Raw genomic sequence first — 18,904 nt, 5'->3', positions numbered from 1 at the left:
GTAGGGGCATCTGTTGCCGTTCACACTCCACCCCGGAGAATGTTCTTAGTCAATGACTTTCGTGGGATATGAGCGCAAATTGTGATCGAAACGATTTCGGATTGCTGCAATTGCTCACATTAATTCGACTTGCTATCCCGTTGGTTCTGGTGCGCAAGTATAAGCCCCGTCACCGCAGCGCATGGCGGTCCAACCGTGGCCCGATCCGGTTCGAAAGGGAGAGTCGATGAGCGATGATGACGTGCCCGCCCCGCAGGCCGGAGCGACGCCGACACTTGGCTGGTCGCTTGTGCCGATCGTGGCGCTGGTGGCGATGCTGGCGCTTGCCTATGCGCTTTTCGGGGACGAGGCCGCAGGCGGCGCGAATCAGATTGCCCTGGTCATCGCCGCTGTCGTGACCGTGCTGGTGGGGCTGCGCTTTGGCCATTCGCTTGACAACATGCGCGCGGCGGCGCTGGAAAGCGTGGGCACCGGCCTGCCTGCGCTTTTCATCCTGATGGCGGTGGGGGCGCTGATCGGCACATGGGCGATGTCTGGAACCCTGGTAACGATGGTCTATTGGGGGCTCAAGGTTCTGTCGCCGCATTATTTCTACATTTCCGTGGTGGTGATCTGCGCCGCGGTGGCGATCTGCATCGGATCGTCCTGGACGGTGGCGGGCACGATCGGGATCGGGCTGATGGGCGTTTCGGTCGAAATGGGCCTCAACCCGGCGATCACCGCGGGCGCCATCATCTCCGGCGCCTATTTCGGCGACAAATCCTCGCCGCTGTCGGATGCGACCAATCTTGCCACGGCCGCGGCGGGGGCCAACCTCTATACGCATATCGTCGAGACGCTCTGGACCTCGATCCCGACGCTTCTGCTGTGTTTCGTCGCCTTCTGGCTGCTGGGTCAGCCCAGCGACTATGTCCCCGACCTCAGCGGAGATCTCGCCGCGCTGAACAAGGGGCCGCTGGCCTTCCTGCCGCTGGTCGTGGTGCTGGCCATGGCCCTGCTGCGGGTTCCGCCCTTTCTGACCATCTTTACCGGGGCCATCGTCGGGGGGCTGCTCGGGGTGTTTTTGAACCCCGACGCGGTCATCCGCTCGGTTCCCGATGCCGGTGACTTGCCGAGGGTGCTGGTTCTGGTCAAGGGCGTGTGGATCGCGCTGGCCAATGGCTTCGTCTCGCATACCGGCGAGGAATCTCTCGATATCCTCCTCAGCCGGGGCGGGATGGAGAGTATGCTCGTCACCGTCTGGCTTATCCTCGCCGCGCTGAGCTTTGGGGGCATTCTCGACCGCATCGGCGCGCTGAACCGCATCCTCGCGCCCGTCCTGCGCGGCGCCACGACCACCGGCCGGCTGATCGTCGCCTTGGTGGTGGCTGCGATCGGGACCAATGTGCTGGCATCGGATCAATACATCTCGATCGTCCTGCCCGGAAAGCTGTTTCAGAAGGCCTTCAGGAAACTGGGCCTCGCCCCCGTGGTTCTGTCCCGCGCGGTGGGCGATTCCGCGACGGTCACAAGCCCGCTGGTCCCCTGGAACAGTTGCGGGGCCTATATGGCGGCGACGCTGGGGATCGCCACCATCGACTACATTCCCTATGCGTTCTTCAATTTGCTGAACCCCCTGATCACCATTCTTTTCGGGGTGATGGGCTGGCGGATGCTGAAAGCGCCGGAAGAGGCCGACACGTGACGGTCAGCGCGGCCTCGCGTTGGGCTAAATATGATTTGCATTGCAATTCAAATCATATTTTCCTATCTCTCCTGCATGACCCATGATCCGACCTCCCCCCGCGCCCGTTTCGGCATCCGCTTCTCGATTCTTGCCCGCAAGTGGAGGCGGACGCTGGAATTGCGTCTGGCCGAGGCCGGGCTGACGGATGCCAGCTGGCTGCCGCTGGTCCATCTGCAGGAGACGGGCGGCGGGATCAGCCAGAAGGATCTGGCGGCGCTGGTCGGGGTCGATGGCTCGAGCCTTGTCCGAATCCTGGATTTCCTGTGCCGCGAGGGCCTGGTCGAGCGTCAGTCAGATCCGACCGACGGGCGCGCCAAGCTGATCCACCTGACCGAAAAGGGCAGGGCGCGTGTCGCCGAGATCCGCCGCCAGCTTAGCCGCGCCGAGGAGGAGTTGCTGATCGACCTGAGCGATGCGCAGATCGCCGATATGCTGGACAGTCTTCAGACGATCGAGCGCCGGCTCATCGGGTTGACCGAGAGCGAGGCGACAAAGTGAGCGAGACGACCGAAACCGCTCTGGCCCCCGGCCGCTTTCGCGCCGTCCGCCACCTGATGCGGCCCCATCACATGCGCGACAGCATGGCACTGGTTCGCCAGCCATCGCTGCGCAACTCGGCGCTGGCCGGGTTTCAGGCTGCGCTGACGCTGGCGATTGCCCTGCCGATTATGCAGCTTTCGCCCTATAGCGATCTGGCGGGCTTCGCGGCGCTCGGCGCATTGGTCGCGCTGTTCGGGCGGTTCGCACCCGAGGGGCGGCGCGCGCGGATCGTGCTGCTCTGCGGCCTCGTGCAGGTCTCTGCGGTGCTCACCATGTCGCTGGCGGTCTGGGCCGGGGCCTCGGCCGTGGTCCAACTGCTGCTGCTGGCCGTGCTGTCGGGTGTGTTCTTCTTCGTCTCGGTCACCGGTCAGTTCGGGCCGCCGGGCGTCCTGATCTTTGTCTTTGCCGCCGGGGCCTCGATGGGGCATGGCGGGGACTTGCAGGATATCGCCGCCCGCGTCCTCGCCACCGGCCTTGTCGCCGTGCTGGGGCTGGTCGTCTGCATCGCGACCGAAGGCATCCGTCACGCTGCGGGACCGGACAGGCCCCTTCCCTCCGAACCCGAGCGTCCGCTTGGCCATCGGCTGCTGGCCTCGGCGCGCATCGCGCTCGGGACGGCGATTGCGGGGTTGGTGGGCCATGCGCTCGGCGCGCCACATCCTGCATGGGCCGCGATGGGCACCATCGCCGTCATTCAGGGACAGCACCTGCATCTCAGCCTCAACCGCGCGCTGCAACGCATGGTCGGGACAATGGCCGGGGCGCTTGTCGTCTGGCTGATCCTGACCCACGACCCCTCGGCCTGGAGCCTGATCGGCATCCTGATCCTGCTGCAATTCGCGACCGAGGTGATCATCGGCAGCAATTACGGGTTGGGGCAGATCCTGATCACGCCCATGGCGCTTCTGATGAGCCATCTGGCCGCGCCGCATGTTTCCGGCCCCGCCATGGCGCCCGAGCGGGTGTGGGACACGCTCCTCGGTGTCACGCTGGGCATGGTCATCGCCGTCCTGTTCTCGAGCGTCGACGACCGGGTGCATCTGGCGCGGCATCATGGTGCGCCCAAGGGTTGACCGGTGTGTCGCCGGTGCAAGCGGCCCCCGGTTTTTCGGGGCGCTGCCCACCGCGCCGCTTGCTTTTGCCGGGTTGCTGCCCCTGACTGGGGCGCAGGACATCCTGTGGCATGAGGACCATGATGGTTAACACTCTGAACGGCCTACAGTCTTATGCAATCGCGCTTCTGAGGATCGTGGCGGGTCTGCTCTATCTCGAGCATGGAACACAGAAGCTGCTGAACTTCCCGGTGCCCGGCCCGGGCACGCTTTCCACGCTATTGCTGGTCTCGGCCGGGCTGGAGATCGTGGGCGGCCTGATGATCATTCTGGGGCTGTTCACCCGCCCCGTCGCCTTCATCCTGTCCGGTCATATGGCATTCGCCTATTTTCTGGTACATGCGCCCCAAAGCCCCTATCCGGCGGCCAATGGCGGGGATGCGGCGGTCCTGTTCTGCTTCGTGTTCCTCATGCTGGTGACCACGGGTCCGGGGGCGCTCGCACTGGACGGGCGTTCGCGCTAGTCGCTGGTCATTGCGGTATGCGCCCGCCCGTCAGGACGGGCGCAGGACAGGTTCAGACCGTCTGGGTCACGAACTTGGTGTTGACATAGGCGTCCAGCGCCTCGGTCCCGCCTTCCGAACCATAGCCGGAATCCTTGATCCCGCCGAACGGAACCTCGGGCAAAGCAAGACCCAGATGATTGATGGTCAGCATCCCGGCCTCGACCCTGTCGGCCAGCATGGCCCGCGTCTCGGCTGCGGCGGTGAAGGCATAGGCGGCCAGCCCATAGGGCAGGCGGTTCACCTCGGTCATCAGGGCCTCCTCGTCACGGAACGGGATCATGGGCGCGATCGGGCCGAAGGGTTCCTCATGCAGGATCCGCGCGTCCTCGGGAACCGAGGTCATGACCGTCGGCTGGAAGAAATAGCCCTTGTTGCCATGCCGCGCGCCGCCGAGGCGGATTTCCGCCCCCTTCTCGCGCGCATCGCCGACGATCTCCTCCATCGCGGACAGGCGGCGGGCATGGGCCAGCGGTCCCATGGTTACGCCGTCTTCCAGCCCATCCCCGACCTTCAGGGCGGCGGCTGCGGTCTGGAAGCGGTCAAGGAACTGGTCCATCACATTCTCATGGACGAGGAACCGGGTGGGCGAGACGCAGACCTGCCCCGCATTGCGGAACTTGCTCATGCTAAGGAGCTTCGCCGCCTGATCCACATCGGCATCGGCAAAGACGATGGCGGGGGCATGGCCGCCCAGCTCCATGGTGCTGCGCTTCATGTGGCGCCCGGCCAGCGCCGAAAGCTCCTTGCCGATCGCGGTCGATCCGGTGAACGAGATCTTGCGGATATCGGGATGCGGGATCAGATGGTTCGACACCATCGCAGGCTCGCCAAAGACGAGGCTCAGCACATCGCCCGGAACGCCGGCATCGACAAAGGCCTGGATCAGCGCCATCGGGCTGGCCGGCGTCTCCTCCGGCGCCTTGATCACGACCGAGCATCCCGCCGCCAGCGCCGCCGAGATCTTGCGGACCGCCTGGTTCAGAGGGAAGTTCCACGGCGTGAAGGCCGCGACCGGCCCCACCGGCTCACGGATGACCTGCTGGTGGATGTTCGATGCGCGCGGAGGAACGATGCGGCCATAGTTCCGGCGGCCTTCCTCGGCGAACCAGTCGATCACATCGGCGCAGCTGAGGGTCTCGACCATGGCCTCGGCCAGAGGCTTGCCCTGCTCGATCGTGAGGTTGCGCGCGATCGCGGGCGCGCGTTCGCGCAAAAGCTCGCCGGCCTTGCGCATGATCTTGTAGCGGTCGAAGGCCCCGACCTTGCGCCAGACGGCAAAGCCCCTGACCGCGGCCTCGACGGCGCGGTCCAGATCGTCCGCCGTGGCCAGAGGCACATGTCCGATAACCTCTTGGGTCGCGGGGTTCAGCACCGGCTGGCTGGCCCCGTCCGAGGCCGGGCACCATTCGCCGGCAATGAACATCATCGGGGTGGGATAGGACATTCTGCTCTCCAGTTTCGTATAGTGGCGGCTGTCACGGCCATCCGCCGGGATTCGACGGCCCGCCGGCCTGCGCAGGTGAGGACGGGCCATGTGTGGTCAGGGATGTCGCGCAGTTCCGCCTTCGTTCAGCCTAAAGGGTCGCCAAGGCGCGGGAAGGATGCCACGGATCGCCGCGGACGGTAGGTCTGGCATCGGAGGCTGTCAACGCGGTTCCCCGGGATCCGGCGCCAGCATGGCGTTTGTCGGGTTGAGCGCCCTGACCACGGGCGAGTGCGCGCGACGACATGGGACCAACCCACCCCACGAATTCCGCTTGACGATGACGAAGCCGTCTCCTCCAATCGCTGGAAGGCCGGGCGGCATCGGCGGTGCAGGAGGTCGGCCACCGCTTCGCAACCAGCGCGGAAAGGATTGACGATGCCGGCCATCCTGCAACTCCTGATCAAGGGGATCTCGGCGCTTTACATCGGGCACAGCCTCGTCAGCCCGAACCTGCCCGAGAGGATGTCCGCGGTGTTGGATGCGCCGGTCGAATATTCGCTGATCAATGGCGCACCGCTGCAGATCCTGTGGCGGGACAGCGCGACCGCGCAGGGCGTGGATGGCAGGGCATGGCTGTCCGCGCATCCGGTCGACGCCCTCGTCATCACCGAGCGCGTCCCGCTGGCCACGACCGTCGAATGGCACGAATCCCCGGATTACGCGAAGCGCTGGGTCGAGCTGGCGGCGAAGGCCAACCCGGAGGTCAGGTCATATCTCTACCAGACCTGGGACGATATCGACGATCCGCAGGCATGGCGGGACCGGATCGTGGCGGACCTGCCGATCTGGCAGAAGATCGTCGATGACGTGAATGCCGGCCTGCCGGAACTGAAGAACCCCATGCAGCTGGTTCCGGCGGGGGTCGCGATGGTCCATCTGCAGGAAGCGATCGGTGAGGGGCGGGTGCCGGGAATGTCCTCGATCCGGGACGTGTTCGACGACAACATCCATCCCAATCCCAACGGCTGGTATTTCATCACCATGGTCCATTACGCCACCCTGACCGGAGAATCCCCGGTCGGCCTGCCATTGGTGCTGAAAGGAAAGGACGGACCCTATCCGCGCGTGCCCGCCGATCTGGCCGCCGCGCTTCAGCAGGTGGCCGAGGAGGCGGTGGAGGAGTTTCGCGCCCGCCCCTAGCGCATCGGCTGCCCGTCGGCAAAGATCAGCAGCCGGTGTCGGCCTGTTCGATCTCGGGGCATTGATGTGGGTGAGGGGTCTTTGCCACCAGCACCAGGACCACGCCGATTGCCGCAAGCGGGATCAGGATCGCGGAAAAGCCGAAGAACGCAGCCTGCAGGCCGATCCGATCGGCAAAGGCGCCCATCACCAGCGGCGGACCGGCATTGGCAGCATAGCCGCAGATATAGAAGCGTGAGAGCAGGGCGGCGCGACGATCATCGCCGGACGAGGCGCTGGCCATGCTGAGCGCACCGACGAAAGTTGCGCCATAGGAAAGCCCGCAAAGCAGCATGAGGGCCAGCATCACCCCTCCCAGCCCCCAGATCGCCGCAAGAACCAGCCCGGCCTGAGCCAGCGCGATCCCCGTCAGCCCGACCCCAAGCGAGAGGCGCGGCTGGAGCGTGCCGAAGATCGCCTGCCCCATGCCACCCGAGGCCTGAAAGAGCATGGCGACCATCCCGGCTATGGCGGCCGATTGCAGACCATAGACCTCATGCGCCAGATCCGCCCCCAGCGCCATCAGCATCGCGCCAAGCGTCCAGGCCGAAAAGATCCCGAGGCAGGCAAGGAGGAAGCTGCTCCACATCACCCCGTCCTCGGCGGAGGGGGGTGTTGCCTCAGGCTTGCGGGGCGCGCCTCCGGCCAGTGCCCCCGAGGACATGAGGCCCGCAATGGCCAGCAGGGCCACGGCGACGATGGCGATGAACGGTGTGACGGTCGGCGCGATATTCAGCGAAAGCGCGGCTGCGGTAAGCAAGGGGCCGCCCGCTGCGCCTGCGGTGAAAGCCAGCGTCGCCAGCGCCGCGGCGCCCCGCTGACGACCGGGTGCCGCCAGGCCATAGATCGCGGCAGAGGCGATGCCGGTGATCATCCCCGTCCCGAAACCGTTCAGCGCTCGCCCGGCCAGCAGCATCGGCAGATCCTGCGCGAAGGCAAAGACCAGCGCGCCTGTCGCCGTGATCGCAAGACCCGGCAACAGGATCGCGCGCAGGTCGCGCACCCGCGCCGCCAGCGCGCCGCAAAACAGCAGGGCCAGCAGCGTGCCGATGGCATAGACGGCAAAGACCGTCGTATTCATCGCATGGCTCAGCCCGAACCGCTCGGCATAGACCGGATAAAGCGGGCTTGGCGCGGTGCTGCCCAGAAGTGCTGCGAATATCGCGAGCGAGCAAAAAAGCTGGCGCCGCCGTGCGGAACGCACAGGATCCATCGGGCTTCTCCGGTTCTGCAGCGGGCTGCCGCAAGGGTGCTGGCTGTCTTATCCTGCTGCGCGCGTCCTTATGCCTTGCGGCGTTGCGATCGCGAAACGGGAAGGGCCTCGTCCCATGCTTAGTTGGTTGCGATCCCAACAAGAACCATTGGTGACGCAAGGCAGGTTTTCGCTCAGGGCATGGCTGGATCTGACCGGCCCTGTCGGGAGAGCGGACCCGGCTGCCGGCCTCACGCGGCCGAGGCGATCAGCCGCAGGAACGCCCAGCTTGCCGAGCCGGGTTCGATCGTGACGGGACCATGCAGCGCGCCCTCGGCGTCGAGATGACTGGAGATCACCTCTCCCGTCGCGCGCTTGCGCAGGATGTATTGCCCCGGAGGCGGCAGGATCTGGCTGGCTTCGATCTGCATATGGCAGCCGTCGAAGGTGACTTCGGCGTGCCAGGGCCGCCCGAGCATGTCGGCGGCGGCGTCGAGGTCGCCGCGCTGTATCGCCTGCCGCACCCGGGTCGAGGAATAGCCGGGCAGCTTCTTGACCACCCGCAACTCGATCCCCGACCGGGCGCAATGGGTTTCAAGAAAGCCGGTATCTCCGGCGCGGTCGCGGCCAAAGCGGAAATCCTCGCCCACCACGATGCCCTTGATGCCAAGCCCGCCGATGAGCGTGTCGTGGAGAAACTCCTCGGGCGTGAGGGCGGCGAAGTCAGGGTCGAAACGCGGCTGAAACAGATAGCTCAGGCCGATCTCGGCCGCGCGCCATGCCTTCTGGGTGGCGCTGGCAATGCGGAAGCGGGGCGATTGCGGTCGAAACAGGCTGACGGGATGCGGCTCGCAGGACATCGCCGCGAAGGGCGCATCGCCGGCCATGTCGCGCGCCGTTTCGAGCAGATAGAGATGACCCACATGAAAGCCGTCGAAATTGCCAAGCGCAATGACGGCGCCGCGGCGTGGATCATCGGCCTCCAGCCCCGCCTCGACGGTGGAGACAGGGGCGAAGGCGGTCTTAGGCACAATAGCGTTCAAACTCGGTCTCCGCGTCAAGGGAAGGGTGGCCGAGAAGGAAGGCCAGCAGGATCCGCGCCTTGTTGCCGGCAAGGTCGCCGGCGAAGATCGCGCCGGCAGCCGCCATGCTGGTGCCGCCGCTGTCCTTGCCATAGATCGGCCGGACCGCGCCCTCCGGGCAGCGCGAGGTGACGATGACCGGCTTTCCGGCAGCGGTAAGGGCGGCGGTGGCCTCGGCCCATCCTTGCGGGAAATTGCCCCGGCCGAAGCCTTCCAAAATGACGGCGCGATAGGGATGGCCGAGTGCGAAATGCAGCAGTTCCGGCCCCATTCCCATCGCGGCCGAGATCAGCGCCACCTCCTGCGGGGCGGCGTCGAGTCCCAAGGGTGCGAGGCGCTGAGGCAGATGGCGCAGGTCGATCCTGCCCACATCGACCGAGCCGATCTTGCCGAAATCACCCGAGCGGAAGGTGTCGACGCGGCTGGTATGGCTTTTGCGGACATGGCGGGCGGCATGAAGGTCGCCCTCGAACAGGATCGCGACGCCGGCCGCGCCGAGGGCGGGGGTGGCCGCGGCAAGGATCGCATCGCGCAGGTTGCGCGGCCCGTCGGTATCCGCCTGTCCGGCGTGGCGCTGCGCCCCGGTCAGGATCACCGGTATCGGCGGGGCCAGAAGCAGTTCCAGCGCGAAGGCGGTCTCCTCCATCGTGTCGGTGCCATGTGTGATCACAACGCCGTCGTAATCCGTCATTTCGGATGCCAGCAGCGCGGCCAGATCGTGGAGATCGGCGAGCGTCAGTGCATATGACCCCAGCGAAGCGAAGCCCCTCACCGTGACCTCGACCCCCTCGGGCAGGTCCACCCCGGCAAGAAGATCGGGGCCGCCAAGTTGCGCCGTGACCGGCCCGCCCTCCGCCGCCGCGCGTGAGGCGATGGTGCCGCCGGTTGCGATCATCAGGATATGCGGCATCAGATCGTGGCCGCCTTGGCGATCAGCCCGGCCAGGATGGCACCGCGCGCGGGCAGGCTGTCCAACTCTGCCCATTCCCGGCGCGAGCAGATATCATGTCCGATGACGCCCAGACCGTCGATGGTCGGTTTGCCGAGGGCGGCGATGAAGCTGCCATCCGACCCCCCGCGCGAGATGTTCGGGGCGATCGGATGATTGATCTGGCTCGCGAAATCCGCGGCCAGCGCATAAAGACGATCCATCGCGGGCAGGCGCGGGAAACAGGGGCGGATGAAGCCTCCCGACAGCTTCAGGGTCACGCGGCTGTCGATCTCTGCCTTTTCGACGATATCGACGATCCCCTGCCACAGCGCATCGGCGGCCTCCTGACTGGCGGCGCGCAGGTCCAGATGCGCCTCGCAGCTGCCCGAGACCACCTGCTTGGCATCACCGCCGCGCAGGACGCCCACCGTGGCGTAATTCCCCTCCTCGATCGAGCCGAGCGCCTCGATCCGGGCGACCAGCGGCGCCACGGCCGAAATGGCGCTGGCCCCGCCCAGCCGGTTCGAGCCGGCATGCGCCGTTACCCCGGTCGCATGGATATAGGCCGCGCCCACCGCGCCGCGGCCGATCACCGTGCCGCCACCGGGGCGCGCGGGTTCGAGTGTCAGGCAGATGTCGCAATCCTGCCCTTCGGCGATGATCCAGTCCTTTGACTGGGGCGATCCGATCTCCTCGTCGGGGACGATCAGGAAGGTGACCGCGCCGACCTTGGACATGTCCGCGCCGCCGACGCCTTCGATCAGAAGCCGCAGCGCGTGGATGGCCATGACCACATTCGTTTTCATGTCGGCGATGCCCGGCCCGGTCAGCCGGTTGCCGTCCTGCGCAAAGGGCCATTCCGCCACGGTGCCGCGCGGCCAGACCGTATCGGCATGGCCGAGGATCATCACGTTCGGCCCCTCTCCAAACCGCCGGAAGGCCCGCAACTGATCGCCACGCCCTTCGCCGGGAATGCGCGTGACGGCAAAGCCCAGATCCGCCAGCGCCGCGGCAAAGACATCCTGAACGGCGTTCACGCCCTCAACATCCCAGCTTCCGCTGTCGATATTCACCACCTGCCTCACCTGATCGAGGATCCGCGGCAGGTCGGTAGTGAAGCGGGCGGCGAGTTCGGTGATTTTTGGCATGGCGATTCTTTTATGTATCCTGCATACAGGACACCGCAATAATCGCCGCAAGTCAATGGCGCAGGGCGTCAATCCCGCCAGCCACCGACGCGGCCAAGTGGGAGAACCCCGGAGAATGACCTTTTCCCTTCTGGGACGCTGCGACCGCACGGGCAGGATCGGCGGCGTCATCACCACCTCGAGCCCCTGCGTGGGCGCGCGTTGCCTGTTTCTGAAGCCCGGCGTCGGCGGGGTGCTGACGCAGGCGATCACCGATCCCCGGCTGGGTCCGCGCGGGCTGTCGCTGCTGGCCGAGGGGGTCGCCCCCGCAGCGGTGATCGCGGCGCTTGCGGCCTCGACCCCGGATATCGAATGGCGTCAACTGGCGGTGCTGAACTTGCGGGGCGAAAGCGCATTCCGGCATGGCGCCCGAAATCGCGGCGCGATTGGCGGGGCGAGTGGTCAGGATTGCGTGGCGATCGGCAATATCCTTGCCAGCGCGGGCGTGGTCGAGGCGATGGTCGCGGCCTTCGCTGCCGATCCCACGGCTGATCTGGAGGATCGGCTGCTTGCTGCCCTTCAGGCTGGCGAGGCCTCGGGCGGAGAGGGTGGCCCCCTGCGCGCGGCGGCCATGAAGGTCGTCGACGATACCGACGTGACATGGGCCGATCTGCGCGTGGACGCGGCCGAGGAGCCGCTGGCCCAGCTTCAGGCGCTCTGGCAGGAATATCGCCCGACCGCCGCGCTTTACCAGCAGCGAGCACTGGATCCGTCCGCGATCTGAACCCATGAAAAAGCCCCGCGCTTCGCGGGGCTTTCGGGGGGGCCGGTCAGGCAGCCATTTCGTCCAATGGCCGATAGGCGCGGTCGAAATAGACCAGACCGCCGCCCGCATCGGCGACATGGGCCGCCACGACCTCGGCGATGAAGATGCCATGCGTGCCCGAGGGCACCACCTGCGACACCCGGCAATCGAAGCTGACGAGGGCATCCAGAAGCAGCGGCGCGCCGGTGCGCAGGCTTTGCCAGTTGCCGGTCGCGAAGCGCCGCGCGACATCGCCGCCCGCGAACAGGGCCGAGATTTCCTTCTGGTCGTTCTTCAGCACATTGACGGCGAGAACCCGGTTCTTCATCGCCAGCTCGTAAAGCCGCGTCGCCTGATTGATGCAGACCAGCAGGCTTGGCGGCTGGTCCGAGACCGAACACACGGCCGAGGCCGTCATCCCCCAGCGCCCCGCATCGCCATCGGTTGTGATCACATTGACCGAGGCAGGCAGCTTGGACATGGCCTGCCGGAAGGTGTCGCGCGATAAGGTCTCGTCATTCATCTTGGCACCTCAGCCCTGGCGGATCATTTTTTCGAGGCCGACGGTCTTTTCCAGAACCACGACCAGCAGGAAGGCGAGCCCGATCAACAGCGTCGACATCGCCGCGACAGTCGGATCGTCGAAGTCGCGGATATGTTCATAGGCGGCGATCGGCAGGGTCTTGGTCGAGGTGTCGGCCATGAAGACCGCGATCGAGAAGTTGTCGATCGCCTCGACAAAGGCAAGGATCGCCCCGGAGAGGATCCCGGCCTTCAGTTGCGGCAGGGTGATCTGCATATAGGTCCGCACCGGACCCGCGCCCAGATCACGCGCGGCTTCCTCGGGCCGGCGGTCGAGGCTGGAATAGACCGCGTTGATCGCGCGCATGGTGAAGGGCAGGCAGAACAGCGTCAGGCCAAGGATCAGCCGCAGATAGGCATTGTCCATTCCCAGCATGGCGAAAAGACCCATCAGCGCGATCCCGGTCACGACGCCGGGGACGATCACCGGGATCGTCAGCGCCTGACCCAGCCATTTCAACTGTCCGTTCGCCATCATATGCGTGGTTGGCAGGGCGACGATCAGGGTCACCGGAACCACGAGCAGGGCGATGGTCAGCGTGTTCCACAGCGCCGACATGAACACGTCCGAGGCAAAGAATGCCTCATACCAGCGCAGCGAGAAGCCTTGCCATTCCAGCTTGAAGAAGGCGGTCGGCAGGAAGGAATAATAGACCACGAACACCAGCGGCGCGAGCAGGAAGCCGAGGATCAGGACCATATAGGCCGACCACAGCACCCGCCCAACGGGACCAAGCTTCATGACGGCTCTCCTTTCCGGGTGTAGCGGCCGGCGATGAAGTTCAGAAGCAACCTCTGCCCCTTGTTCATCAGCACCAGCGTCAGCAGCGCCATGACGAGGAAGGCGACCGAGACCACCGCCGCAAAGGCCATGTCGAAGGAGACGAAGATCTGCTCATAGATGTAATTCGCCACCATGCGCACGCGTCCGCCACCCAGCATCAGCGGGAAGAGGAAGGCCGAGAGCGAGAGCGCCAGCGCGAGCGCCAGACCTTCGGCAATCGCGGGCAGCGAGAGGGGCAGCGTCACCTTGAAGAAGGTTTTGACCGGACCCGCGCCCATGTCGCGTGAGGCTTCCTCGACCCCGCGCGGCAGGTTCTTGATGCCGCCAACCACAGTCATCACGAAGAAGGGCAGGATGAAATGGATCAGCGCAATCGCAACCCCGGCATCGCGATAGATGATCCTGAGCGGACGGGTGATAATCCCCAGATCCATGAGGAGCTGGTTGAGCAGGCCCTTGTTGCCCAGCAGCACCATCCAGCCATAGGCCCGCGTCACGGTGCCCGACATGAAGGTGGCGATCAGCAGCCCGAGGATGAGCAGGCGCAGCCTGCGATGCTCGGACCGGGCGAGGAAATAGGCCAGAGGATAGCCGATCACGATGGTGATGGCCGACACGATCAGCGAGAAGACCAGCGTATAGCCGAAAAGGCTCAGCTGGCTCTCATCGGTCAGGAAGCGGATATAGTTGTCGAAGGAGGGCGCGCCGCCGATGCGGGCGGTGCCCTCGATCTGGGTCAGGAAGCCCGAGGCGAAGAACGCGCCATAGGCTCCGCACAGCATGGCCAGCAGCACGAAGGCTGGCGCGCTGATCAGGGGCAGCTTCCTCATGCGGGCACTCGCACCGGGCGACCGCGATCCGACATGGCAAGGCCGACGACGCTGCCGATGGCGGGAACCGTTGGCAGGCGCGGCGCGACGATCTTGATGCGGCCACCCGCGAAGCCAAGCTCGATCGAGGCATTGGCGCCGGTCATGGCAACGAATTTCACCTCGCCTTGCAGGATCGCGCGCTGGTCATCCGCCGGAACCACATCGAGGCTTTCCGGGCGAAGACCCAGAAAATCGCCCTGCTGCAGATCGGCCGGCGCCGGGAAGGCGCCGATGCCATCGGCCAGGAACATCTCGCCCTCGCGCCGGCCGCTCAGCACATTGGTCATCGCGGTGAAATCGGCGACGAAGCGCGTGGCGGGGCGGTCATAGATCCCGCCCGGCGTGTCGAACTGGTGAAGCCGTCCGGCATTCATCACCGCGACCTTGTCCGAGAGGATATAGGCCTCCTCCTGATCATGGGTGACCACGACGGTCGTGATGCCAAGGCGCTGCTGCAATTTGCGCAGGTCGACCTGCATGTCCTCGCGCAGGTTCTTGTCCAGCGCTGAGAAGGGCTCGTCCATCAGCAACACGCGCGGTTCGACGACGAAGCAGCGGGCCAGCGCCACGCGCTGCTGCTGCCCGCCGGAAAGCTGCGCCGGCATCCGGTCGGAAAGATGCGAGAGCTGCACCGAGTCGAGGGCCTTTGTCACCCGGTCCCTCAGCTCGGATTTCGGGACTCCGCGCAGGCGCAGGCCATAGGCGACATTCTCGGCCACGCTCATATGCGGGAAAAGCGCATAGCCCTGAAACACCGTCGCCGTCGGACGCTTTTCTGGCGGGAGGGAGCCGACGGAGGCCCCCTCGATCACGATCTCGCCCGAATGGATCGAGACGAAGCCGCCGATCGACCGCAGAAGCGTAGTCTTGCCGCAGCCCGAAGGCCCCAGCAAGGTCAGGAGTTCGCCGCGCTCCAGATGAAAGTTGATGTCGTGAAGCGCGGTGACATCGCCATATTTCTTGACGACATCGCGAACATCCAGACCCTTGTGTCCGTTCACGAAACCACTTCCCTGTTGAAACGCTCGTTCCATGCGTTGATGTCGGCGTTGATCAGCACCTCGTCCAGACCGACGCGGTCCTCGGGCTTGGGCAGGACGGCCTGGATCTCGGGGATCGAGGTCGCGTTCGGATGCACCGGACCCATGCCCTGGGCTTGCGCGACGAGGTTCTGCACCTCCTCGGTCAGGCAGAAGTCGATGAATTGCGCGGCCTCGGCCTGACGGGGCGTGTTGACCAGCATCATCACGTCATAGGTCATCGGCGAGGGCTTGGGCGTCACGAAGCTGGCGTTGATGCCATTGTCGAGCAGCATCTTGTAGCCCGCGGGCGGCGTGACCAGCACCGAATACTCGCCCTGCGCGATACCTTTGCGGGCCGTGGTGTCGGAGGTGTACCAGGACACCACGTTCGGCGAGAGTTCCTTCAGCGCGGCAAAGCCCGGATCGACATTCGTGAGGTCGCCCCCGTTGATCATCGCGGCAATCGCCAGCACACGGCCCTGATATTGCGTCATCGCCGGCACGCAGAGCGACTGGCTGAAACGCGGATCCCAGAGGTCGGACCATTCGGTGATCGGCGCATCGACCTCGTCGGTCAGATAGGCGATGCCCATCGGATAGGAATAAAGGCCGACCCAATGGCTCGACCGCGCCGTTTCCTCGATCGCGGCGGCGGCGGGCAACAGGTCATAGGGCATCGGCAGGAACAGTCCCGCATCTTCTTGCGCCCGCGCCGCCAGCGCCGAGGTGGTGAACCAGACATCGACCTCGGGCTTGTCGCGCATGGTCTGGAGCTTCACCAGCCCCTCGCCCGCGGAGGCCTGGGTGATGACCTTGACCTTGATGCCGGTGCGCTCCTCGAACAGGGCGGCCGCCTTGGAGACCGAGCCGGTCCATGTGGAGCCCCAGATCTGGACCGAGATCTCCTTTCCTGCATTGGCGAAGGCAAGGCGCGGGGCGGCAAGCGCCACGGCCATGCCCAGACCGGCAGTTCCCAGCAGACGACGACGAGATATGATCGAATTGACCATGGTTGGGCTCCCTGTAGGTTTACGCTTTATTGTCCGCGCCAAGATGGCGCCGATAGGCCGAGTAGATATGCTCGCGCGCCTCATGCTCGGCGGCGAAGGGATCGCGCTGTTGAATGGCCTCGGCGATCTTCATGTGGCCCTGAATGGCTTCGGCCGTCTCGCTCACGGTCAAGGCCTGCAGAAGCCGGGTCGAGGTGAAGAAGACGCGGAAATTCTCGGCTTCGATGCGCAGGTTGTTCGAATGCGCGGCGATGGTGATCGCGTCGTGGAAGCGATGGTTGCGCAGCCGCCTTTCGCCGAGGTCGAGATCCGCGCCCTGCGAGTATTGCGCGCCAAGGGCAAGGATGGTCTCGATCTCGTCATCGGTCGCGCGGCGCGCCGCAAGATGCGCCGTCACCCCGTCAAGGGCCGCGCGACGGATGATGAGTTCCTCGAGGTTTTGCAGCGGGTCGACCACGCTGAGGCCCGAGGGTTCGGCGGGCGCCAGATACCCCTCGGCCGCCAGCCGGGCGAGCGCGTCGCGCAGGGGCGTGCGCGAAACGCCAAGCCGCTCGGCCAGAGGAACCTCGGAAAGCTTCTCCCCATGCGCCAGATCGCCGCTGACGATCCGGTCGCGAAGGGATTCGTAGACCAGTTCCTTGGCACTTCTGCTTGGGGTTATCTGCCAGTCGCTCGCCATATCCTCACCTCTCCTTGTATTCAGGATACAGGAAGACCTGCCATTTCCTTGGCGCGATTGACAGCCTTGTCTTTCTCGAACGAGGCGAAAAGCGCGCCCTCCTGCGCAAAGACCGGGGTTTCGGCGAACATCGAATAGGAGGTAGCCCGGCCGGCATAGGCCGATGCGGTCAGGTCATGGACCAGCGACATCACGCGGAGCCGCGTTTCGGCGTCGTAATTGCCGACGCGGAAGAACTTCTCGACATCGGCCCGCGTCTCGGGCGAGCGCAGCATCGCCTCGTCCGGCAGCATCACCGGGGTTCCGCCGACCAGATCGCGCAGCAGGTCGACCATCTTGCCGTAGTTCATCGAGCAATAGACCCGACCGGCATTCTGAATCTGCTGGTTCGGCATGACAAAACCGGATTCCGTGGTCTGGCAGGCCTCTTCGGCGCCCAGCAGGAAGCCGTCGATCGTCGCCTTATAGGCCATGAGCTGCGCGATCTTCGAGCGGACCGGCGGCATGTTCAGCGTCCCGGCCTGCTCGGCGTTGAGCAGCGCCGCGCCGACCAGCAGCTCGGCCTTGGCCTGGCTGCGCACCAGGAAGGCCTGTGCCGACCAACGCGAGAAATCCGACCGGATATAGGCGGCAAGCTCGTGATGGCGGCAGATCAGCACGTCCTCCCACGGGATCAGCACGTCATCGAACACGATCAGGGTGTCCAGCTCGTCGAAGCGGGCGGCGAGCGGGTTCTCGAAGCTGTTCAGATCGGTGTTGTTGCCCGACAGACGGCGGCGGCAGATATGGCGCACGCCCGGCGCATTCAGCTTCAGCACGCAGGCGATGGCGAAGTCGCGGTTCTCCTCGCACCAATAGCCGACCGTCGGCTTGATGAAGGCGACATGGCCATAGGGTGCGCCGGTCTCGAACTTGGCGCCGCGAATGATCACGCCCTCGGGCGTCTCGCGCACGACACGGGTGTTCATGTCGAGGTCGTCCTGCTGCCAGGGCTGCTTGGAGCGGTCGCCCTTCACATCGGTATTGCCCGAGGTCATGAACAGGTTGTCGCGCTGCAGGCGCTCGATCCAGGCGACGGCGTTCTTGTGGTAACGCTCGTCATATTTGTCGAGCAGTTCCTTGCGGTTGGCGAGGACGAAGAGCGGCGTCACCGTCTCGTCTCCGAAGCGGTCGATCGTCGGGCAGATATCGTCGAGGATGGCGGTCGTCATCAGCCGGCGGGCGCGCAATTCCTCCTTGGTGGTCGGAACCTGATAGGTCCGCGCCCCAAGCGTCCCGTCCTCGCGGGTATAGGTCATCAGATCGCGGGTCTTGGGATCGTGATGCATGTCATAGATGCGCGCGATGGCATCGACCATCGGCTTCAGCGCCGGATGGGTCGCGACGTCTTCAACCTTCTCGCCTGAAACCCAGACCTGACGCCCGTCACGGAGGCTTTCGCGATACTGTTCGGCCGTCATAAGCGCCATGGTGAGTCCTTCCGGGGCATTTGAATCCTGTATACAGGCTACAAGACCAAATTTGACGCCAGAGGCAAGGAAAATTTTGGATGGCTACGAATTTTGTCTAATTATTGTGCAAATGCACCGCGATATGGCTGTTTTCGCGGCAACGACCATCTACCCCGCAGATGCTCACCGGCGAAGGGCGGGCGTCGTGGCAGCGGAATCCCGCCGCTGTCAGGTCTGTGAGGACCGAACCGACGGATGACGCGTTAAACCTTCATCACCATCCATCGAGGGCATCACGATGAAGTCCCCCTTCAGATTGGCGCTCGCCGGGCTTGCGCTCGGCCTGATTGTCGCCACACCCGTCACCGCCGACCCCGGCAAGGGAAACGGTCACGGAAAGAAGCATTCCCGTCACTATGATGACGACAGGCCGCGCGGCGGTCATTACGGCCGTGCCTATTACCGCGCCGATTGCCCGCCCGGCCTTGCCAAGAAGAACCCGCCCTGCGTTCCGCCGGGACATGCAAAAGGCTATGGGACGCGCGTAGGGGATATCCTGCGCGTCGGAGACTATGCCATCATCCGCGACCCGAGGCGCTATGACCTGGAGGCGCGGCGCGGCTGGGATTATTACCGTGACGACGACCAGATCTATCGCGTCGACAGCGGGACGCGGAAGGTGCTGTCGGTCCTGAACCTGATCAACGCCTTCAGCAACTAGGGGCGGTAACTCTCCAGCCCGGACCGCAGCCGGCGGTCGGTGCCCCGCTTGCTCTGGCCGGCGGGGCAGGGAGTGATTCCCTCCTACATATCGGAAA

General features: G+C 65.1%; 19 protein-coding genes. 7 read left to right on the top strand and 12 right to left on the bottom strand.

Annotated elements, in window-relative coordinates; translation table 11 throughout:
• The first annotated feature begins 226 nt into the window (after window positions 1–226).
• The 4 genes from VNQ78_RS19745 to VNQ78_RS19730 all read left to right on the top strand — a co-directional run bounded on the left by VNQ78_RS19745 (window position 227) and on the right by VNQ78_RS19730 (window position 3,842).
• Window positions 227–1,684: a Na+/H+ antiporter NhaC family protein gene (locus tag VNQ78_RS19745; protein WP_325693157.1), complete on the top strand. Its 1,458-nt coding sequence runs from the start codon at window positions 227–229 to the stop codon at window positions 1,682–1,684.
• A gap of 75 nt (window positions 1,685–1,759) precedes the next feature.
• The gene (locus VNQ78_RS19740; protein WP_325693154.1) at window positions 1,760–2,224 is read left to right on the top strand and encodes a MarR family transcriptional regulator; all 465 of its coding nucleotides are present in this window, start codon (window positions 1,760–1,762) and stop codon (window positions 2,222–2,224) included.
• A complete protein-coding gene (locus tag VNQ78_RS19735) occupies window positions 2,221–3,339 on the top strand; it encodes an FUSC family protein (protein WP_325693151.1) in 1,119 nt (372 codons plus the stop codon). The genes VNQ78_RS19740 and VNQ78_RS19735 overlap by 4 nt, the downstream gene beginning before the upstream one ends.
• A 119-nt stretch (window positions 3,340–3,458) precedes the next feature.
• Window positions 3,459–3,842: a DoxX family protein gene (locus VNQ78_RS19730; protein ID WP_349255700.1), complete on the top strand. Its 384-nt coding sequence runs from the start codon at window positions 3,459–3,461 to the stop codon at window positions 3,840–3,842.
• Window positions 3,843–3,894: 52 nt separating this feature from the next.
• Here VNQ78_RS19730 and VNQ78_RS19725 read toward each other — a convergent pair whose 3' ends face one another.
• Complete coding sequence (locus VNQ78_RS19725) at window positions 3,895–5,328, bottom strand: NAD-dependent succinate-semialdehyde dehydrogenase (protein ID WP_325693148.1); 1,434 nt, start codon at window positions 5,326–5,328, stop codon at window positions 3,895–3,897.
• Window positions 5,329–5,745: 417 nt separating this feature from the next.
• Between VNQ78_RS19725 and VNQ78_RS19720 the strand changes: the two genes are divergently transcribed.
• Window positions 5,746–6,510, top strand: coding sequence for a hypothetical protein (locus VNQ78_RS19720; RefSeq protein ID WP_325693144.1), 765 nt, complete (start codon window positions 5,746–5,748; stop codon window positions 6,508–6,510).
• Window positions 6,511–6,535: 25 nt separating this feature from the next.
• Here VNQ78_RS19720 and VNQ78_RS19715 read toward each other — a convergent pair whose 3' ends face one another.
• The 4 genes from VNQ78_RS19715 to VNQ78_RS19700 form a co-directional block, all read right to left on the bottom strand.
• The gene (locus tag VNQ78_RS19715; RefSeq protein WP_325693141.1) at window positions 6,536–7,762 is read right to left on the bottom strand and encodes an MFS transporter; all 1,227 of its coding nucleotides are present in this window, start codon (window positions 7,760–7,762) and stop codon (window positions 6,536–6,538) included.
• 230 nt (window positions 7,763–7,992) lie between these two features.
• Window positions 7,993–8,784 (bottom strand): adenylyltransferase/cytidyltransferase family protein, encoded by a 792-nt coding sequence (locus VNQ78_RS19710; protein WP_325693138.1) that lies wholly within the window; start codon window positions 8,782–8,784, stop codon window positions 7,993–7,995.
• Window positions 8,765–9,733, bottom strand: coding sequence for an asparaginase (locus VNQ78_RS19705; protein WP_325693136.1), 969 nt, complete (start codon window positions 9,731–9,733; stop codon window positions 8,765–8,767). Before VNQ78_RS19705 ends, VNQ78_RS19710 begins: the two co-directional genes overlap by 20 nt.
• A complete protein-coding gene (locus VNQ78_RS19700; RefSeq protein WP_325693133.1) occupies window positions 9,733–10,902 on the bottom strand; it encodes a M20 family metallopeptidase in 1,170 nt (389 codons plus the stop codon). The genes VNQ78_RS19705 and VNQ78_RS19700 overlap by 1 nt, the downstream gene beginning before the upstream one ends.
• 115 nt (window positions 10,903–11,017) lie before the next feature.
• Here VNQ78_RS19700 and VNQ78_RS19695 point away from each other — a divergent pair, with 115 nt between their 5' ends.
• Window positions 11,018–11,665, top strand: coding sequence for a DUF1028 domain-containing protein (locus VNQ78_RS19695; RefSeq protein ID WP_325693130.1), 648 nt, complete (start codon window positions 11,018–11,020; stop codon window positions 11,663–11,665).
• 46 nt (window positions 11,666–11,711) lie between these two features.
• Here VNQ78_RS19695 and VNQ78_RS19690 read toward each other — a convergent pair whose 3' ends face one another.
• From VNQ78_RS19690 to VNQ78_RS19660, 7 genes are read right to left on the bottom strand one after another with little or no spacing between them, the layout of a single operon-like run.
• Window positions 11,712–12,209: a flavin reductase family protein gene (locus VNQ78_RS19690; RefSeq protein ID WP_325693128.1), complete on the bottom strand. Its 498-nt coding sequence runs from the start codon at window positions 12,207–12,209 to the stop codon at window positions 11,712–11,714.
• Between the two features lie 9 nt (window positions 12,210–12,218).
• Window positions 12,219–13,010: an ABC transporter permease gene (locus VNQ78_RS19685; RefSeq protein WP_325693125.1), complete on the bottom strand. Its 792-nt coding sequence runs from the start codon at window positions 13,008–13,010 to the stop codon at window positions 12,219–12,221.
• Window positions 13,007–13,882, bottom strand: coding sequence for an ABC transporter permease (locus VNQ78_RS19680; protein WP_325693122.1), 876 nt, complete (start codon window positions 13,880–13,882; stop codon window positions 13,007–13,009). Before VNQ78_RS19680 ends, VNQ78_RS19685 begins: the two co-directional genes overlap by 4 nt.
• Window positions 13,879–14,925, bottom strand: a complete 1,047-nt coding sequence (locus tag VNQ78_RS19675; RefSeq protein WP_325693118.1) for an ABC transporter ATP-binding protein — start codon at window positions 14,923–14,925, stop codon at window positions 13,879–13,881. Before VNQ78_RS19675 ends, VNQ78_RS19680 begins: the two co-directional genes overlap by 4 nt.
• Window positions 14,922–15,956, bottom strand: coding sequence for an ABC transporter substrate-binding protein (locus VNQ78_RS19670; RefSeq protein ID WP_325693115.1), 1,035 nt, complete (start codon window positions 15,954–15,956; stop codon window positions 14,922–14,924). Before VNQ78_RS19670 ends, VNQ78_RS19675 begins: the two co-directional genes overlap by 4 nt.
• Before the next feature lie 19 nt (window positions 15,957–15,975).
• Window positions 15,976–16,635 carry a GntR family transcriptional regulator gene (locus VNQ78_RS19665; protein WP_325693112.1) on the bottom strand — a complete coding sequence of 220 codons (660 nt, stop codon included), beginning with the start codon at window positions 16,633–16,635 and terminating at the stop codon, window positions 15,976–15,978.
• A gap of 20 nt (window positions 16,636–16,655) precedes the next feature.
• Window positions 16,656–18,104: a 4-hydroxyphenylacetate 3-hydroxylase family protein gene (locus VNQ78_RS19660; RefSeq protein ID WP_325693109.1), complete on the bottom strand. Its 1,449-nt coding sequence runs from the start codon at window positions 18,102–18,104 to the stop codon at window positions 16,656–16,658.
• 280 nt (window positions 18,105–18,384) lie between these two features.
• Between VNQ78_RS19660 and VNQ78_RS19655 the strand changes: the two genes are divergently transcribed.
• Window positions 18,385–18,807 (top strand): hypothetical protein, encoded by a 423-nt coding sequence (locus tag VNQ78_RS19655; RefSeq protein ID WP_325693106.1) that lies wholly within the window; start codon window positions 18,385–18,387, stop codon window positions 18,805–18,807.
• Window positions 18,808–18,904 lie beyond the last annotated feature (97 nt).

The sequence above is a fragment of the Paracoccus sp. (in: a-proteobacteria) genome (genome assembly GCF_035556475.1).
Classification (GTDB): domain Bacteria; phylum Pseudomonadota; class Alphaproteobacteria; order Rhodobacterales; family Rhodobacteraceae; genus Paracoccus.
This window is presented reverse-complemented; position numbering and strand designations above follow the sequence as displayed.

Excerpts from the sequence above, each read along its gene's own strand:
- VNQ78_RS19680 (WP_325693122.1), bottom strand. The coding sequence starts at position 13,882 with ATGAGGAAGCTGCCCCTGATCAGCGCGCCAGCCTTCGTGCTGCTGGCC.
- VNQ78_RS19700 (WP_325693133.1), bottom strand. The coding sequence starts at position 10,902 with ATGCCAAAAATCACCGAACTCGCCGCCCGCTTCACTACCGACCTGCCG.
- VNQ78_RS19740 (WP_325693154.1), top strand. The coding sequence starts at position 1,760 with ATGACCCATGATCCGACCTCCCCCCGCGCCCGTTTCGGCATCCGCTTC.
- VNQ78_RS19670 (WP_325693115.1), bottom strand. The coding sequence starts at position 15,956 with ATGGTCAATTCGATCATATCTCGTCGTCGTCTGCTGGGAACTGCCGGT.
- VNQ78_RS19695 (WP_325693130.1), top strand. The coding sequence starts at position 11,018 with ATGACCTTTTCCCTTCTGGGACGCTGCGACCGCACGGGCAGGATCGGC.
- VNQ78_RS19690 (WP_325693128.1), bottom strand. The coding sequence starts at position 12,209 with ATGAATGACGAGACCTTATCGCGCGACACCTTCCGGCAGGCCATGTCC.
- VNQ78_RS19730 (WP_349255700.1), top strand. The coding sequence starts at position 3,459 with ATGATGGTTAACACTCTGAACGGCCTACAGTCTTATGCAATCGCGCTT.
- VNQ78_RS19655 (WP_325693106.1), top strand. The coding sequence starts at position 18,385 with ATGAAGTCCCCCTTCAGATTGGCGCTCGCCGGGCTTGCGCTCGGCCTG.
- VNQ78_RS19660 (WP_325693109.1), bottom strand. The coding sequence starts at position 18,104 with ATGGCGCTTATGACGGCCGAACAGTATCGCGAAAGCCTCCGTGACGGG.
- VNQ78_RS19705 (WP_325693136.1), bottom strand. The coding sequence starts at position 9,733 with ATGCCGCATATCCTGATGATCGCAACCGGCGGCACCATCGCCTCACGC.
- VNQ78_RS19665 (WP_325693112.1), bottom strand. The coding sequence starts at position 16,635 with ATGGCGAGCGACTGGCAGATAACCCCAAGCAGAAGTGCCAAGGAACTG.
- VNQ78_RS19725 (WP_325693148.1), bottom strand. The coding sequence starts at position 5,328 with ATGTCCTATCCCACCCCGATGATGTTCATTGCCGGCGAATGGTGCCCG.
- VNQ78_RS19720 (WP_325693144.1), top strand. The coding sequence starts at position 5,746 with ATGCCGGCCATCCTGCAACTCCTGATCAAGGGGATCTCGGCGCTTTAC.
- VNQ78_RS19745 (WP_325693157.1), top strand. The coding sequence starts at position 227 with ATGAGCGATGATGACGTGCCCGCCCCGCAGGCCGGAGCGACGCCGACA.
- VNQ78_RS19715 (WP_325693141.1), bottom strand. The coding sequence starts at position 7,762 with ATGGATCCTGTGCGTTCCGCACGGCGGCGCCAGCTTTTTTGCTCGCTC.
- VNQ78_RS19685 (WP_325693125.1), bottom strand. The coding sequence starts at position 13,010 with ATGAAGCTTGGTCCCGTTGGGCGGGTGCTGTGGTCGGCCTATATGGTC.